Consider the following 15,049-nt stretch of genomic DNA (forward strand, 5'->3'; position numbering starts at 1 on the left):
CCATCATGTCCCCCTTCTCTCGCCGCCAATTCTTCACCAACGGCTCCCATCTCCTCGGTGGGGCCGCTTTGACTTCGCTTTTCGGTCAGTCCATCGCTCAGGCGGCCTCGCATGCCGCCAGCGGGCCGCATTTTGCGCCGAAGGCGAAGCGTGTCATCTACCTGCACATGGTCGGCGGGCCTTCGCAGATGGATCTTTTCGATCACAAGCCGGAAATGATGAAGTGGTATGACAAAGACCTGCCGGACAGTGTGCGTCAGGGCCAACGACTCACGACAATGACCAGCGGGCAGGCACGTTTTCCCATCGCGCCGTCGAAGTTCGACTTTAGCGCAGCGGGCCAATGCGGCATTATGATGAATACCGAACTGCTGCCGAATTTGGCCAAGAAGGCGGACGAAATCTGCTGGATGCGCTCGCTGCACACGGAGGCGATCAATCACGAACCAGCCATCGCGGCGATGCAGACAGGGAATCAGATCGGCGGGCGTCCCTGCCTCGGCTCCTGGGCCTCTTATGGCCTGGGATCGACGAATGAGAACCTGCCGACCTTTGTCGTGCTCGTGGCCACGCCGACGAATCGCGAACAAGAGCAGGCCATTTCTTCACGCCTGTGGAGCAGCGGCTATCTGCCGGGCGAGCACGCAGGCGTGAGCTTCCGCAGCAAGGGCGATCCCATTCTCTTCATCAACAACCCGCCCGGCGTGCCGGATAGCGTGCGCAAACGCACCATCGAAGGTTTGAACGCGCTCAACGAACTCAACTACCAGCAGGTCGGCGATCCCGAGACGCACACGCGCATCCAACAGTATGAAATGGCCTTCCGCATGCAGGCCAGCGTGCCAGAGCTGACCGATCTGAGCAAAGAATCCGAGGCCACCATGAAGCTCTACGGTGACGACGCGAAGAAACCGGGCTCCTTTGCCAATAGCGTGCTCATGGCTCGCAGGCTCGCTGAACGTGGCGTGCGCTTCATCCAGCTCTACCACAACAACTGGGATCACCACAGCAACGTCGGCGGTCGCATGCCCAGCCAGTGCAAAGACGTGGATCAGCCCTGCTATGCGCTGCTGGAGGATCTTAAGCAACGCGGCATGCTGGATGACACGCTCGTCATTTGGGGCGGTGAATTCGGCCGCACCATCTACTCCCAGGGCGGCCTCTCGAAGGAAAACTACGGACGTGATCACCACCCACGCTGCTTTAGCATGTGGATGGCCGGTGGCGGAGCCAAAGGCGGCACGATCTACGGGGAAACGGATGATTTCAGCTACAACATCGTCAAAGACCCGCTGCACATCAGTGACTTCCACGCCACAGTGCTGCACCTACTAGGCTTCCATGCAGATCGCTTCAGCTTCAAGACTCAGGGACTCGATGGAAAGCTCATCGGCATCAATCCAGCAAAGCCAGTGAAGGCGCTGATGGCTTGATGGAGCACCGAAAAGGAACTTCACCATTCCAGATTACACTTTCAGCGCTTTTCGGCGGCGCTGGAGTGCCTCGCACGCCCCGATCAGCAAAAGCAGCGCCCTACCAGGCTCCGTTGCTCCAGCGATGATGAAGCCCAGAAAGCCCTCTGTGCCTGGGAAGAGTTGATTCGCGCCTGCACCCATGTGATTGTTCGGACTGACGAAAACGCCAATACGGCGGGAGAAGATGGCAATGGCGCAGGCATCCCTCGTTTTTCGGATTTCGTAGCCGCTGCTGATATCCGCAGTAGCGGAGAAGATGGATCTTTCCTGAAATGATTTTCCTAGAAAGAAAAGAGCCGCGGAAGAAAGACTAAGGCACCTATGGCACTGGCGGCGATACTGGCGACGAGTACGGCAGCGGCAGCGGCATCTTTGATGTCGCGGATGGCGTCTTCTCGCTCTCGGCTGACTCGATCAGCGAGCCATTCGAGAGCGGTGTTGGCCAGTTCTGCCGTCCAGACGAGGCCTGAGGCCAGAATGACTGCACACCACTCCCAAATCGCGATTTGCAGCTCCCAACCGAGTGCGATGACCGTCATGAGCGCCACGGCATGTATGCGCAGATTTCTCTGGGTGCGCAGAGCGATGCCTATACCTCGAAAAGCATGCCCGAAGCCACGCAGGAATGCGTGGAGACTGCTGGAGGGGCTACTCTTCATCCGAGGAAGACATTTTTATGAGGCTCAGCCTCCAGTGCCTGTTGGTGTGGCGGGTGCCCCGCCGGAGGGTGCTGCTGCGCCGACGGCCGAGCGCAGCTCTTCGAGCCACTGTGGGGCGTCTGGATGGCCTGGATAGGCTTTGATATGATTGAGCATGTCTGCCAGCGCATTCACGGGAGATGGGCCATTGGCGACGAGATATTTGGCCCGCTGCCATTTCATGGGAGGCAGCTCCTGCTGCCCCCAGATCATGAATTCTGGCTCCGGCATGCGAGCTTTGTTCAAAATGGTCTCCGCACTGAGGCGTGCATCCCATTGAGCAGAGAGCTCTTCCTTACGCCCATCTGCTAAGTAAATGGGAAGGATTGTATCATTCCACATGGCGCCGAGGTTCAGCGGATTGGTCGTCCAACCATCCGCTGAGACAAAGCGCCGAATCTGGAGGGCATCGACGATGACGCTGCCACCGAGATCTCGTCCGAGGGTCTGTCCCGCACGGCCTTTGAGCTTGTCTGCGCTGGCGACGACTTTTTGGATGTAGGCCTGTAGCTTGGGCAGGAGCTTGGTGCGGTCCTCTGCCTTCGTTTCATGTGCTTCGAGGGTGAGTAGGAGATATTCGATCTGGAGTTTCGCCGCAGCACCCAGGTCTCCCTGGTCCTCTTCATTGCCATCTTTGCGGCGCTCTGCCTGGCGCTCCATTTGCTCTTTGCGATCTCGCTCTTCTGTTTTGGCCAAGTCTTTGCGCTCGATGTTGACGAGTTTTTCGCAGTCGAGGTGGAAATTAAGCGCCGCAGCCTCACTCGCGACGGCCGAGCGTAGTTTGGCCATGATCGATGTGAGGGAGCTGTTGCGCATTTCTAGGATTTGCTTTTCCACATCCACGAGCTGCTTTGTGATGACCTCGATCTGCTGCGGAGTGAGCGGCACAACGGGCAGTGCAAGAGCCTCCGGTTGCTGTTCCCGCTGGCGGCCACGCTGTTGAGCGTAACTAGGTGCAGACACTGCGGACAGTAGGATGAATGAAAAAAGAATGCGAGGGATGCTCATGGCGTGGTGGGAGGGACGTAAGGAGAATGAACGGTCTAACCGCAGAGTGGAACGATTGGAAGTCGGAAAAGTTTGGAGATAAATCTCATCTTTACTGACCTAGAGGAGACGAAGCTAGCTGGAATGCTCTGCATATTCTTCTTCCCAAATTAGTTAAGAGATGCTAAACAATGCGCTCTCCCATGCCTCCCGCCGTCCTCACAGAGCGTCCAATCGCGAAATCGAAGAGCATGCCGTGCCCACTGATCGACCTTGATACCGTGGTGCATGACCTCATCGCTACGGGTGGCCCGATGCCGGAGGATTACACGGCGGTGAATCTCCAGCTCCGCGTGCTCGGTGATGCTGTGCGCGAGGGCTCGCTCAAACGGGCTGATGTCCTGGCCTATGCACGGGATATGACGGCGCGGAACTTCCTCGGCACGATGCAGTCACAGGCGCTGGAGCGGAAATACGGATACAGCGGCGACTTCGAGATCATCGACGCGATCTACCGCATGCAGACATCTCCTCTACCCAATTTGACGCGGTGGGACCTCTTTTTTCATGCCCAGGCGGCTCCGATGGCGGTGCGAAATCGCAAGTCCTACTTCCAAACCCTTCTGGATGCGCACCTCGCCGATGTGCCGAAAGGCCGCCCTCTCCGCGTGCTCAATGTAGCAAGTGGCCCAGCCCGGGATTTACGCGAGTGGCTGTTGGAAAATCCCCGTGCTGATGTGTTCATCGACTGCATCGACGCGGATGTGCATGCCATCGACCATGCGCGGCGCCTCTGTGCCCCATTCGCTAGCAAAGTGGAGTTCCATCATCGCAATGCGCTGCGCTTTTTACCCTCAAAGGGATACGACCTAGTCTGGTCCGCTGGTTTGTTCGATTACCTGATGGATCGCAGTTTTGTATTCCTGCTAAAATCGCTGATGGCCGTGACACGACCCGGTGGAGAGATCGTGGTGGGGAATTTCTCCGACTTCAATCCAAGCCGCGACTACATGGAGCTACTGGGCGACTGGGTGCTGAACCACCGCTCTGCCGAGCACGTCAGTGGCCTCGGTCGTGAGGCAGGTGCTCCGCCAGATCACATCCGCGTGGGCTGGGAGCCGCAGGGGGTGAATCTCTTCCTTCATGTGCGGCGCTGAGTGTTTTCACGCGGCTCCGCGAGGGCTGAAAATAGAAAAAGCTCCCCGCTCTTGCGCCACGGCGCTGCCTCCGCATGTATCGTGCTGATTCATGACTGATTTTGCTTTGTTCCGACTGCCGGATGGCCGTGCGTGGCTGGGTGAGGGGCCTTTCGAGGCACTTTCCGCTGCGCCGCCGAATGGTGGTGCCTTTTACATCAATGACTTCGATTTGAGTGATCCGCTGCCGTGGAAGCGGCCTGCGCGGCTGCACACGCTGACGCTGGAAAATCACGCGGCACTGCTCCAGCTCAATGGCGCACGCCCTCCTGTCATCAACTGGGCCAAGCCGGCCACCGAGTGGTTTAAGATGGCCTTCCGCCGCATCCGCCGTGAGGTACTGGCACGCCGGATTGAGAAAATGGTGCCCGTACTTACCGAAAAGGGCACTTTGGCCTCTGGCAGCCCGCTTCGACTCATCGAGCGCATTCTCGCTGCACCCGCGAATATGTGGGCCTACGCCCGCTGGCAGCAAAACAGCGGTTTCCTCGGAGCGACGCCCGAGCTCCTCTTCCGCATCCAAGATGGGGAACTGGAAACCATGGCTCTCGCAGGCACCGCGAAGCCCGGTAGCAGCGTGGAGACTTTCCAAAATGACGTGAAGGAGATCGACGAGCACGAGATCGTCGTCCGCTACCTCACTGAGAGGTTAGCCTCACTCGGCACCGTCACGCGTGAGCCACGCACATTCTGCCAGACCTCCGGCCTCACTCATTTCCAAAGCGCCATCCGTGTGAAAATGACGCAACAGGCCGATCCCGCTGCGCTGGTGCCATTTCTACATCCGACGCCTGCGGTCGGCTGTTTGCCACGAGATGAGGGCACCCTGGAGCGGCTGCGTGAGTATCGCCGCCAGCTACATGTACCGGGCTTTTTCGGGGCACCCTTCGGCTTTGTGGAGCCAGGTGGTGCCAAAACGCACCTCGTCGTCGCGATCCGTGGCATTGAGGGAGATGGGGAGCACATCCGCCTGCCCTCTGGCTGCGGCATCGTCTGCGGCAGTGCCTTTGACCATGAGTGGCGGGAGCTACGACTGAAGCGTGAGGCGGTGATGCGCCTCATGGGGCTCCAGGCCTAATGAGCGAGAGCAAGAGGCTTGCCAGATCATCCACTGCGCCCTTTAGTGCCACCTTTCGCATGGCGGAGAGCACGCACGCATCATCCACGACACCGCAGTCACCACACGCGGACCGTTTTGCCCAGGAGCAGCAGGAGCTGAACCTGCGCAATGCACGCCTCGGTGCCTGGTTCGTCATGATCCTGGTGCCGCTCTGCTGGTTCCTCGATTGGATGGCCTACCCAGAGCGGAAGTGGGAGTTTCTCACGCTACGCCTGGCCTGTGCCGCTGCCTGCGTGCCGCTCCTGCTCGCCCTCAATGGCACCTGGGGGCACCGCTGGCACCGCATCTATCCCATCGTGCTACCGCTGCTGCCTGCGCTGGTCATCGCAGGCATGATTCATCTTAGCGGTGATCCTGGGAGCGGTTATTATGCCGGGCTCACACTCTGCATCGTCGCCACCGCGTTTGTCTTCCATTGGACCTTCCGTGAGATCGGCGTGACGCTCGCACTCGTCCTCCTGGCCTATTTTGCCGCGACTTTGCCCAATCTGCTGCACGGCGTCGATGCACGGACGCTGGGCATTTTCGTCAACAATACTGGTTTTCTCCTGCTAAACTGCGTCGTCCTCTATTTCGGTAGCCGCCAGCACATGACCATCCGCCAGCGGGAGTTCGATGCCCGGGTCAAAATCGAAGAGCAGCGTGAGGAACTGGCCGCACGAAACGAGGAGCTCACCACCACGCTCAAGCGCCTGCGTGAAACAGAGGCCCAACTCGACCAAAGCGAAAAACTAGCCTCCATCGGCCGCCTCAGTGCCGGGATCGTGCATGAGATCAATAATCCGCTCAATTATGTAAAGTCCGCCATCTTCCTGCTGAAGAAAAAAGGCAAAAACATGCCCCCAGACATCGCAGAGAGCGTCAATCGCATCGCCGCAGACATCGGCGAGGGCATCGACCGCGTCGCTGCGATCGTCAGCGATCTGCGCACCTTTTCCCATCCAGAGAATCGTGGCTCACGCCCCGTCAATCTGCATGAAATCAGCCGCAAAGCCCTGCGCCTGCTCAATAAAGAAATCAGTGATCGCTGCGTCACCTTGATCGATGAGATGCCCGAGGGCATCACCGCCCAAGGAGATGAAAACCACCTCATTCAGATCCTCATCAACCTGATCCAAAATAGCCTCGATGCCCTCCCCGGCCGCCCAGAGCCCCAGATCCTGCTGAAGGCCGCCGAGAATGGCCCCCGCATTGACCTCATCGTGCGGGACAACGGCAGCGGCATCCCCAAGGCCAATCTGGATAAGATTTTCGATCCATTCTTCACCACCAAGCCCGTCGGTCAGGGCATGGGACTCGGTCTGAGTCTCTGCTTTCGCATGATCCAGGGCATGGGTGGAGAGGTTCAGGTCGAAAGCGTCGAAGGTAGCCACACCCAGTTCACCCTTTCCCTCGCCAAGCCCGCCATCCCCGCCTGAAACTTACGCAGTGGTCGTGCCGGACGAATAATCCTTGTCCCAAAGCCCTTGCGCCTCCCTGTTTTCATACTAACTGCCCCTGACCAACCTCTCTCTACCACGACTCCATGCCCATCGCTCGCGCTCTGCTTTCTGTCTCTGATAAATCGGGTCTGCTCGACTTCGCCAAAGGCCTCGCCGCGCTCGGCGTGGAATTGCTCTCCACTGGCGGCACCGCGAAGCACCTGAAGGACGCCGGGCTGACCGTGATCGACGTTTCCGACTACACCGGCTTCCCAGAGATGTTCGATGGCCGGGTGAAGACCCTGCACCCGAAAGTCCACGGCGGCCTGCTCCAGCGCCGTGATAACGATGAGGACAAGCGCAACGCCACCAAGCACAAAATCCCCCTCATCGACCTCGTCGTGGTCAATCTCTACCCCTTTGAGCAAACCGTGGCCCAAAAGGACGTCACGCTCGAAGAAGCCATCGAGAACATCGACATCGGTGGACCATCCATGCTGCGTAGCGCGGCCAAAAACCACCGCTGGGTCACCGTCATCACCGATCCGGCAGATTACACCAGCGTGCTCGCGGAAATGCAGGAGCATCAGGGCGATACCACACTCGCCACCCGCGAAAAACTCGCCTGCAAGGTCTTCCAGCGCACAGGAGCCTACGACACAGCCATCGCAGCCTTCCTCAACAAGGAGCAAAGCACGCACAAGAACTTCAACCTCAGCCTGCCACTCTACGCAGAGCTGCGCTACGGTGATAATCCGCACCAGAAGACCTCCCTTTACGGCAATTTCGGCGACTACTTCGTCAAGCTACACGGCAAAGACCTCAGCTACACGAACGTGCTCGACATCCACGCCGCAGCAGAGATCGCGCTGGAGTTCCGCCGCCCCACGGTGGCCATCTTGAAGCATACCAATCCCTGCGGCGTCGGCTGTGCGGATGAAGATCTACGCGAGGCCTGGCAGAAGGCCTTTGAAACCGATAAACAAGCTCCCTTCGGCGGTGTGATCGTCGTCAATCGCAGCATGACACTGGGCCTTGCCCGCATCATCTCAGAAATTTTCACCGATGTCATCATCGCGCCTGATTTCGATGCAGATGCCCGCGCTCATTTGCAGAAGAAAAAGAACCTCCGCCTCATCCAGATGCTCCCCGGCGTGGCCGAGGCACTGGCAGAGCCCATCATCCGCTCTGCCCCAGGTGGCGTGATGGTCATGGACAGTGATCCACGTGCGCTCGGCCTCGACGACCTCGAAAACAAGGTCAAAACCGTCCGTCCACCCACACGCGATGAGCTGGAGGCCATGCGCTTCGGCTGGCGGGTGGTGAAGCACGTCAAATCGAACGCCATCGTGTTTTCCACCCATGACCGCACACTCGCCATCGGCGCAGGCCAGATGAGCCGCGTCGATTCATGCCGCATCGCCGTCTGGAAGGCCCAGGAAGCCGGTTTGAGCCTAAAAGGCAGCATCGTAGCCTCAGATGCCATGTTCCCCTTCCCTGATGGACTCATGGCCGCAGCCGATGCCGGTGCCACCGCCTCCATCCAGCCCGGTGGATCGGTCAAAGATGCCGAAGTCATCGCCGCCGCAGATGAGCGCAAGATGGCGATGGTCTTCACCGGCATCCGCCATTTCCTGCATTAAGCCTCCACCAGAATACCGCGCCGCTCTTTACACCGGTAAATAAGGTGTGAAGCAGCTCTCGCGGCGGAACCAGGTCGCCTGTCGCTTCGCATACTGCCGCGTGGCGATTTGCATCGCAGAAATGGCCTCGGCACGCGTGCTGCGGCCCGCGAGCAGCTCACGTACCTCACGGATGCCGATGGCTTTTTCCGCCGTGGCAGAGAGCGGACCGAGAGCGGCGACCTCCTCCACCAGACCGCCTTCAAACATCGCCACCGTGCGGGCGTCGATCCGCTGACACAGCACCGCCCGCTCTGGACAGAGGCAGATGCCCCGAATCGGCTGCGGCGGTTCACTGAAACCGCTGCGCAGCACCGACTGCGGCTGCCTCGTGAGCAGGCAGATTTCCAGTGCACGCTCGACATAGCGCGGATTGCGTAAATTCACGGTTTGCGCCGCAGCGGGGTCCAGTGCCAGCAACTCGGCCACCTTTTCATCCAATGGGCGAGCGCGGAGAGCTGCACGCATCTGCTCATCCCCCTGCGGCAGCGGCGAAAGGCCGTGGGTCAGTGATTTGATGTACAGCCCCGACCCACCGACGATGATGGGCAACTTCCCGCGCTGGAGGATGTCCTGGATGACAGGCAGCGCTAGATCGTGGTAGCGACGTGCATCACAGACCTCTGTGAGCGGCAGCACGCCGTAGAGGTGATGCGGCACGCTGGCCATCTCCGCCGCACTGGGTTTTGCCGTGAGGATGTCCATGCCCGCATAGAGCTGAAAAGCATCCGCATTGACGATTTCCCCATTCTCCCGCAGCGCATACTCGACCGCGAGCGCAGACTTCCCCGCTGCCGTGGGCCCTACGATGAAAAAGCTGTGAGAGAGATCCAAGAGAGTGCAAGCAAAAAACGGAACCAACACCAGTCATGAAGCTTTACATTCACGCTGAAGGCAAAGCTCCACTCACTGGCAGCATCCATTCTTAACCCGCCAATTGCCCCACACGCACGTTTTTTGGCAGAATTTCATCCCTTTTGCTCCTGCTCTTGCTCTCACTTCTAAATTCCATGCAACCACGGATCGGACGGATGAGAGGCTCGGACCATCCCCCCAGGCGGAGGGGAAACGGCATCGCCGGGGTTGTTGGTGCTGTGACAACCATCCTCCTCCGCCCCCATAAAGCCGCAGAGTTCTACCACAGGGCTCACCGAGGAGCACAGAGGGTGGGTAGGGTTCGTTGTTCGCAGTTCCCAGTTCGCGGTTCGTCCTCGAACTCGAACTCGAACTCGATCCTGCAGCGTCTTTTTTACCACGGATGAACGGATGGTTTCACCACGGATCACTTGGCAGTGGGCTCTTTTCTATCCTCTCTCCTCTCTCCTCTACCTTCTCCCCTCTTCCTCTACCCTCGTCCTCGATCCTTCCCCGTCCTTTTCACCACAGAGATCACCGAGGAACACAGAGCTTCCCTTTCTTGCTCTTGCTCTTGCTCTCGCTCTTCATCTTGGTTCTTGGTTGATCCGCCTCCGCCTCCGCCTCCGTCTCCGTCTCCTCCTCCGCCTCGATCCTGCGGCGTCTTTTTTACCACGGATGAACGAATGCTTCCACCACGGATCACTTGGCAGTGGGCTCTTTTTTTCCTCTCTCCTCTACCTTCTCCCCTCTTCCTTGATCTTGATCTTCATCTCTCAACGAGTCGCGGAGCATCGGGATGCTTGCGGCGCGGAAGCATCGAGGACGAGTAGGAGTAGGAGGACGAGTCGGATCACTTGGCAGTGGGCGCTCTTTGTCTTGCCTTGCCCTTCATCTGTTCCTTCCGCACCATTGGCAGCACAGGCCACTAGAGCGCGATGTTGCCCCGATGCACGTCGAGGTAATGGATACCCAGCAGCGGCAGTTCCCGTAGTGCCCGCTTGACCATGGGCCAGTCGTCCTCGTAGCGGCTCTCCCAGGTCTCCAGGCACTCCTGCCAGACCTCCTCGGGGAACTCCGGCGGCGTATCCAGATAGGCCTGGGCAAAGTCCAGGATGTAGGGCCGGTCCACGATGCTCATTTCGATAGCCCGCCAGCGCTCCTCCGCGTGGATGAGCACCGGCACGTTGAATCCGGCCAACTCCGTCACCTCCAGCTCCGCCAGACGCTCGTAGCAGGCCAGTTCCAGCCGGAAACCCTGCACATCCTGGATTTTCAGCGCCCAGGCACGTTTACGGTTGTCACGGACTTTCCACACCCTACCATTCATCCCAGCGCCAAGCTGCCCAGTGAGCTCAAAGCCCCTCAGTAGCGCATAAGCCTCGGCCATCTCGGTTTCATCTTCCTTCATCACGGCATCCTAACCATGTTCACCTCTCGTCCAGCCCATTCTGCCCAGGTCAGCATGGTTCTCCACCTTGGAGGGCAGGATGTGCCGCTGGCCCAGATGGGGCCGGATTTCATCATTTTGAAGCAGGCCCTCACCCACGGAGCGCGGCCCATGGCTGCCAGCATCACCCTCACCGTCGATGCGCGGTCCGAAGAAATCCCCGTGGACTTCCCTCAGGGCATCCCCGCCGGACAGCGGCGAGTCGCCCTTGCCGAAGTGCGTGAAGCGGTGGCAGCCTAGAAGAATTTCACGGTGGTAAGTGGCCCAGTTTTCAGTTCCCAGTTCCCTGTTCCCAGTTCGCGGTTCCCTGTTCGTCCTCGTCCTCGTTGATTCGCTTCGCTCCCTTCGGGCTGCCTTTGGCAGTCTGTCTCGCTTCGCTCGGCTCTCGAACTCGTCCTTGATCCTCCGGCGTCTTTTCACCACGGATGAACGGATGGTTTCACCACAGAGGTCACAGAGGAGCACAGAGTTCGGATTCAGATCACTTGGCAGTGGGCTGTCTTTGTCTTGCTCATGATCTTGATCTTCATCGCACTCTCTCAACGAGTCGCGGAGCACCGGGTGCTTGCGGCGCGGAAGGACCGAGGAGGAGTCGGAGTAGGAGGACGAGTAGGATCACTTGGCAGTGAGCGCTCTTTGTCTTGTGAGCAAGACAAAGACAGCCCACTGCAAAGTGATCCAAATCAGGACTCTGTGCTCCTCCGTGTCCTCTGTGGTGAAAAGGACGGGGACGGAACGTTCAACATCGGACATTCAACGTTCAACGGCCAAGAACCAGGAACGACGAACCAGGAACCAAGAACATCAAACCCTTAACCCATCCGTGGTGAAACCATCCGTTCATCCGTGGTAAACTCTGCGGCTTCGGGGAGGCGGAGTAGGAGGCGGAGGCGGATCAACCAAGAACCAAGAACCAAGCACGCAGGACCAAGAACTTGGTGTTTATTCTGCGGGCTCGGGGGTGGGGGTGTAGGGGATCTCGGTGCCGCGACCGAGGCGGCCGCTGTAGAGGTCGATGGCGCGTTTGGCGATGATGTCGATGACGGCGGGCTGGAGGGTGCGGGTGGCGACGTTGGAGACGGCGACGCTGGCCCACATGACAGGGGATTTGAAGCGCAGGACTTGCCACACGGGGAGGAGGCGTTTGTACCATTTGTTGGCGGCCTGGACGGTTTCGTGTTTGGCGAGTTTGTGGGTGACTTCCCAGGTCTTGAGGGCGGTGCTGGCGCTGACATCGACGAGTTTGCCGATGCTGCGTGTTTGCAGGAAGTCGGCGATGTCCATGGAGGCGAGGTGGACGGCGCGGCTGAACTGGCTGAGGCCGGGGGCGAGGAGTGGATTCTCTTTCCCTGGGTGGTAAATGGTGGCGATTTCTCGCACGAGGCGTGGGACTTCATCGACGAGCGGTGGGAGCCACTCGGGGTTGAGGTTTTTCTGCCAGCGGAGGCGTTTTTTAGATTCTTCGACGGCGTTGCGGGCGAGGGAGTCTGCCTCGGTGCTGAGGAGGAGGTCGTAGGCTGCGAGGGCGTGCTGGGCGGCTTTGAGGTCTGCGAGGAATTGCAGCAGTTTGTAAAGGATGACGCCCGCTGCGCCGAGGAGGAGTCCGGCGAGAAAGGTGAAGATGTGACTCCAGGGCATGGCAGCGATTTGAGTGCTGAGTAGGGGACGAAAGGAGGACGGTGGAGAGGCTAACCGTCGTCGCGGGCGAGGGTGCCGATGTTCCAGAGGAGGATGCGGAAGCCGACATCTGGGAGGCGTGCGTCCTGGGGGGCCTCGTGGCGGTGGGAGGAGAGGAGCTCGTTCGGCTTTGCGGTGAGGTAGGAGCCGCCACGGAGGACGCCGGAGGTGGAGTCATGCTTCCAGGGCGTGGAGACCCATTCCCAGACGTTGCCGGAGAGGTCATGGACGGCGTTGGACCCGACTCGGAGGCTGGCGACGGGTGCGAGGGTGGCAAAGCTGTCGGTGTAGGCGGGGATGGCGGATTTTCCGGTCTTGTCGGCGCTGAGGTCGAGGAAGTTGCCGGTTTTCGGCGGGGGTGGCCACTGAAAGCCCCAGGGATAGATGCCGCCAAAGCGCTCATTGCGCTCTGCGGGTGTGGCGCCGGGCTCGGGGGTGAGATCGGCGGCCATGCTCCATTCGTCATCGGTGGGGAGGCGGTATTCCTGATCGGGGTCGATGAGGCCGCGGCCGCGCTCTCGCTCGGTGAGCCAGCGGCAGAATTGATCGGCGTCTGCTCGGCTGACGTGGGTGACAGGGAGGGAGATGTCGGCATCTAGGATGCGGCCGGGGACGGGTGGGAGCTTGGTGGCCTTGGCGTATTCGGCGAAGTCTCCACGGCGGGTCTCGGTGGCGGCGAGCATGGCACGCCCGAGGGGCACCATTTTCATGCCGAGGCTGTTTTGCCAGACGCGGTCAAAGACGACTGCGCCCGTGGCTTTGAGGCGGAGATTGAAGTTCACGCTTTGGCCTTGTTTCAGGTCGCCGGTGGCGTGCTCGTCTTTATAACCGGGGAGGCTGATGATGTACTTGAATTTGACGGCGCGGGCTCGCTCGAGGCGTAGCGGGGTTTTCCCGAGGAGGCGACCATCATCGACCACTTCTGCGCCTGCGGGGATGGAGGTGATGCTGACGGTGCCATAGCGTGAGGCGACGATTTCACAGATGAAGGCACTCATTCCAGCACGCGCTGTGCCGGTGCCGCTGCGCACGATTTTGTGGGGTTGCCAGGCGTATTCGTGGTCTGTATCGAGGCGGCGGCTGCGGCGATCGAGATCGGTCATCCAGTCACAAAAGGCGTCTGCATCTACTGGGGCGACGGTGGCTAGGTAGTGCCATTTTTTGTCCGGTTGGAGGACGCCGACGGCCTCGTACTCGCTGGCGCGTTCGGTGGCCTGGAGGAAATCACGGAACAATTCAGCATAAACGGGCTGATCGGCGATGTGGCGGCCATTTTTGAAGCTGAACCACTGTTTGAGGCGGTTTTGCCATGGTTTGTTTGGCAGGGGCACCTGGGGCTCTGGGGGGCGCGGGCGTGTCGGGGCGGCGATGTCGTATGCCCAGGCCTGCTGGTGCCGTGCCATGACGAGCCCGGAGGCGAGGATGAAGGAGCCGAGGACGGTGATGAGGGCGGCGCGGCTGAATCGACGGATAAATGACTCGGGGCGCTTTTCACCGACATGCTGGAGAGCTGCGGCGAAGTCGGCCGCGGTGGTGTAGCGCTGATTGAGGTCGTTTTCGCAGGATTTGCAGATGCATTTGTTCAGATCGAGCCAGAAGGGCCACTCCTCCTCGCTGATCTGGTCTGGCACTTCGGGGAATTCCATGCGGTCCTTCCCGCTGCTCATTTCATAGAGCACCTTGCCCAGGCTATAAAGGTCTGCCTGGGGGGTGCCGGGGCCTTCTGGAGGCACAAAGCCCTCGGTGCCGACAAAGGTGCGCTCACCTAGTGCGGCGACGAGGCCGATGTCGGCCAATTTGCACACGCCACCGACGAAGATGATGTTGGAGGGCTTGATGTCACGGTGGGTGAGGCCGTGATTGTGCATGTAGTGGAGTGCATCGGCGAGGTACACGCCCGCATCACGGCAGAAGAAGGGATCGAGCCGCCCGTGGCGGCGCATGTCGGTGGTGAGGGTGCGGGGGACGTAGCTCTGCACGTCGGGGATATTCGCTCCGTGGACGGCGTCGTCTGCGAGCTCCATGACGCAGTAGTAGAAGCCACGCTGCTCATTCCAGCCGACGTGGAGGATCTGCACGAGGCAAGGATGCCCGCGTGAGATGGGCTCGAACTGCTGGATGCCCTCGAACTCACGGTGGAAGGTCTTGGTGAGCTCGAAGTCCTCCCGCCAGACGATTTTCACCGCCCGCAGGGCTCCGGTGACGCTCTGTGCGAGCCAGACCTCTCCATAGGCACCACTGCCGATGCGCTTGATGAGGGTGTAGTCAGGGATGACGATGTCATCGCGGTGGGATGGTGGATTGCTGCCGCTGGCTGCGGGGTGCGGCTTCGGGCGGCGCTGCACGGGTGGGGCTGGCAGGGCGATGTTGCTGTTGTCCGTAGCGGATGCCGGTATCGGCGCAGCCGCTGGTAAGGCGGGAGCGGGAATAGGGGCGGCAGCAGCAGGCTCAGTCATCAGGTGTCGGGATTTTTCATCAAAGCGTGCTG

General features: G+C 59.9%; 12 protein-coding genes. 6 read left to right on the forward strand and 6 right to left on the reverse strand.

Annotation, left to right across the window (positions count from 1 at the left end; translation table 11 throughout):
- Positions 1-5 precede the first annotated feature (5 nt).
- Entirely contained in the window at positions 6-1,433 is a 1,428-nt protein-coding gene (locus IPK32_00125) for a DUF1501 domain-containing protein (protein MBK8090431.1), read from the forward strand.
- Positions 1,434-1,756: 323 nt separating this feature from the next.
- On the opposite strand, the gene IPK32_00130 is transcribed toward IPK32_00125, so the two are convergent.
- Positions 1,757-2,134 (reverse strand): diacylglycerol kinase family protein, encoded by a 378-nt coding sequence (locus IPK32_00130; protein ID MBK8090432.1) that lies wholly within the window; start codon positions 2,132-2,134, stop codon positions 1,757-1,759.
- Between the two features lie 24 nt (positions 2,135-2,158).
- Positions 2,159-3,181, reverse strand: coding sequence for a hypothetical protein (locus tag IPK32_00135; protein MBK8090433.1), 1,023 nt, complete (start codon positions 3,179-3,181; stop codon positions 2,159-2,161).
- Positions 3,182-3,363: 182 nt separating this feature from the next.
- Between IPK32_00135 and IPK32_00140 the strand changes: the two genes are divergently transcribed.
- From IPK32_00140 to purH, 4 genes are all read left to right on the forward strand, one after another.
- Entirely contained in the window at positions 3,364-4,317 is a 954-nt protein-coding gene (locus IPK32_00140) for a class I SAM-dependent methyltransferase (protein MBK8090434.1), read from the forward strand.
- 91 nt (positions 4,318-4,408) lie between these two features.
- Positions 4,409-5,434 (forward strand): chorismate-binding protein, encoded by a 1,026-nt coding sequence (locus tag IPK32_00145; protein MBK8090435.1) that lies wholly within the window; start codon positions 4,409-4,411, stop codon positions 5,432-5,434.
- A gap of 59 nt (positions 5,435-5,493) precedes the next feature.
- On the forward strand, positions 5,494-6,894 hold the full coding sequence (locus tag IPK32_00150; GenBank protein ID MBK8090436.1) for a hypothetical protein: 1,401 nt from the start codon (positions 5,494-5,496) through the stop codon (positions 6,892-6,894).
- Between the two features lie 107 nt (positions 6,895-7,001).
- Positions 7,002-8,540: a bifunctional phosphoribosylaminoimidazolecarboxamide formyltransferase/IMP cyclohydrolase gene (gene purH, locus IPK32_00155; GenBank protein ID MBK8090437.1), complete on the forward strand. Its 1,539-nt coding sequence runs from the start codon at positions 7,002-7,004 to the stop codon at positions 8,538-8,540.
- Between the two features lie 27 nt (positions 8,541-8,567).
- On the opposite strand, the gene miaA is transcribed toward purH, so the two are convergent.
- Entirely contained in the window at positions 8,568-9,413 is an 846-nt protein-coding gene (gene miaA / locus IPK32_00160) for a tRNA (adenosine(37)-N6)-dimethylallyltransferase MiaA (GenBank protein MBK8090438.1), read from the reverse strand.
- A 949-nt stretch (positions 9,414-10,362) separates the two neighbouring features.
- Positions 10,363-10,845 carry a hypothetical protein gene (locus tag IPK32_00165; GenBank protein MBK8090439.1) on the reverse strand — a complete coding sequence of 161 codons (483 nt, stop codon included), beginning with the start codon at positions 10,843-10,845 and terminating at the stop codon, positions 10,363-10,365.
- 54 nt (positions 10,846-10,899) lie between these two features.
- On the opposite strand from IPK32_00165, the gene IPK32_00170 reads away from it, so the two are divergent.
- Positions 10,900-11,124, forward strand: a complete 225-nt coding sequence (locus IPK32_00170) for a hypothetical protein (GenBank protein MBK8090440.1) — start codon at positions 10,900-10,902, stop codon at positions 11,122-11,124.
- A 702-nt stretch (positions 11,125-11,826) separates the two neighbouring features.
- Here IPK32_00170 and IPK32_00175 read toward each other — a convergent pair.
- Positions 11,827-12,522, reverse strand: a complete 696-nt coding sequence (locus tag IPK32_00175; protein MBK8090441.1) for a hypothetical protein — start codon at positions 12,520-12,522, stop codon at positions 11,827-11,829.
- 50 nt (positions 12,523-12,572) lie between these two features.
- Positions 12,573-15,017, reverse strand: coding sequence for an SUMF1/EgtB/PvdO family nonheme iron enzyme (locus IPK32_00180; protein ID MBK8090442.1), 2,445 nt, complete (start codon positions 15,015-15,017; stop codon positions 12,573-12,575).
- Positions 15,018-15,049 lie beyond the last annotated feature (32 nt).

The sequence above is a fragment of the Verrucomicrobiaceae bacterium genome, assembly GCA_016713035.1.
Classification (GTDB): Bacteria; Verrucomicrobiota; Verrucomicrobiia; order Verrucomicrobiales; family Verrucomicrobiaceae; genus Prosthecobacter.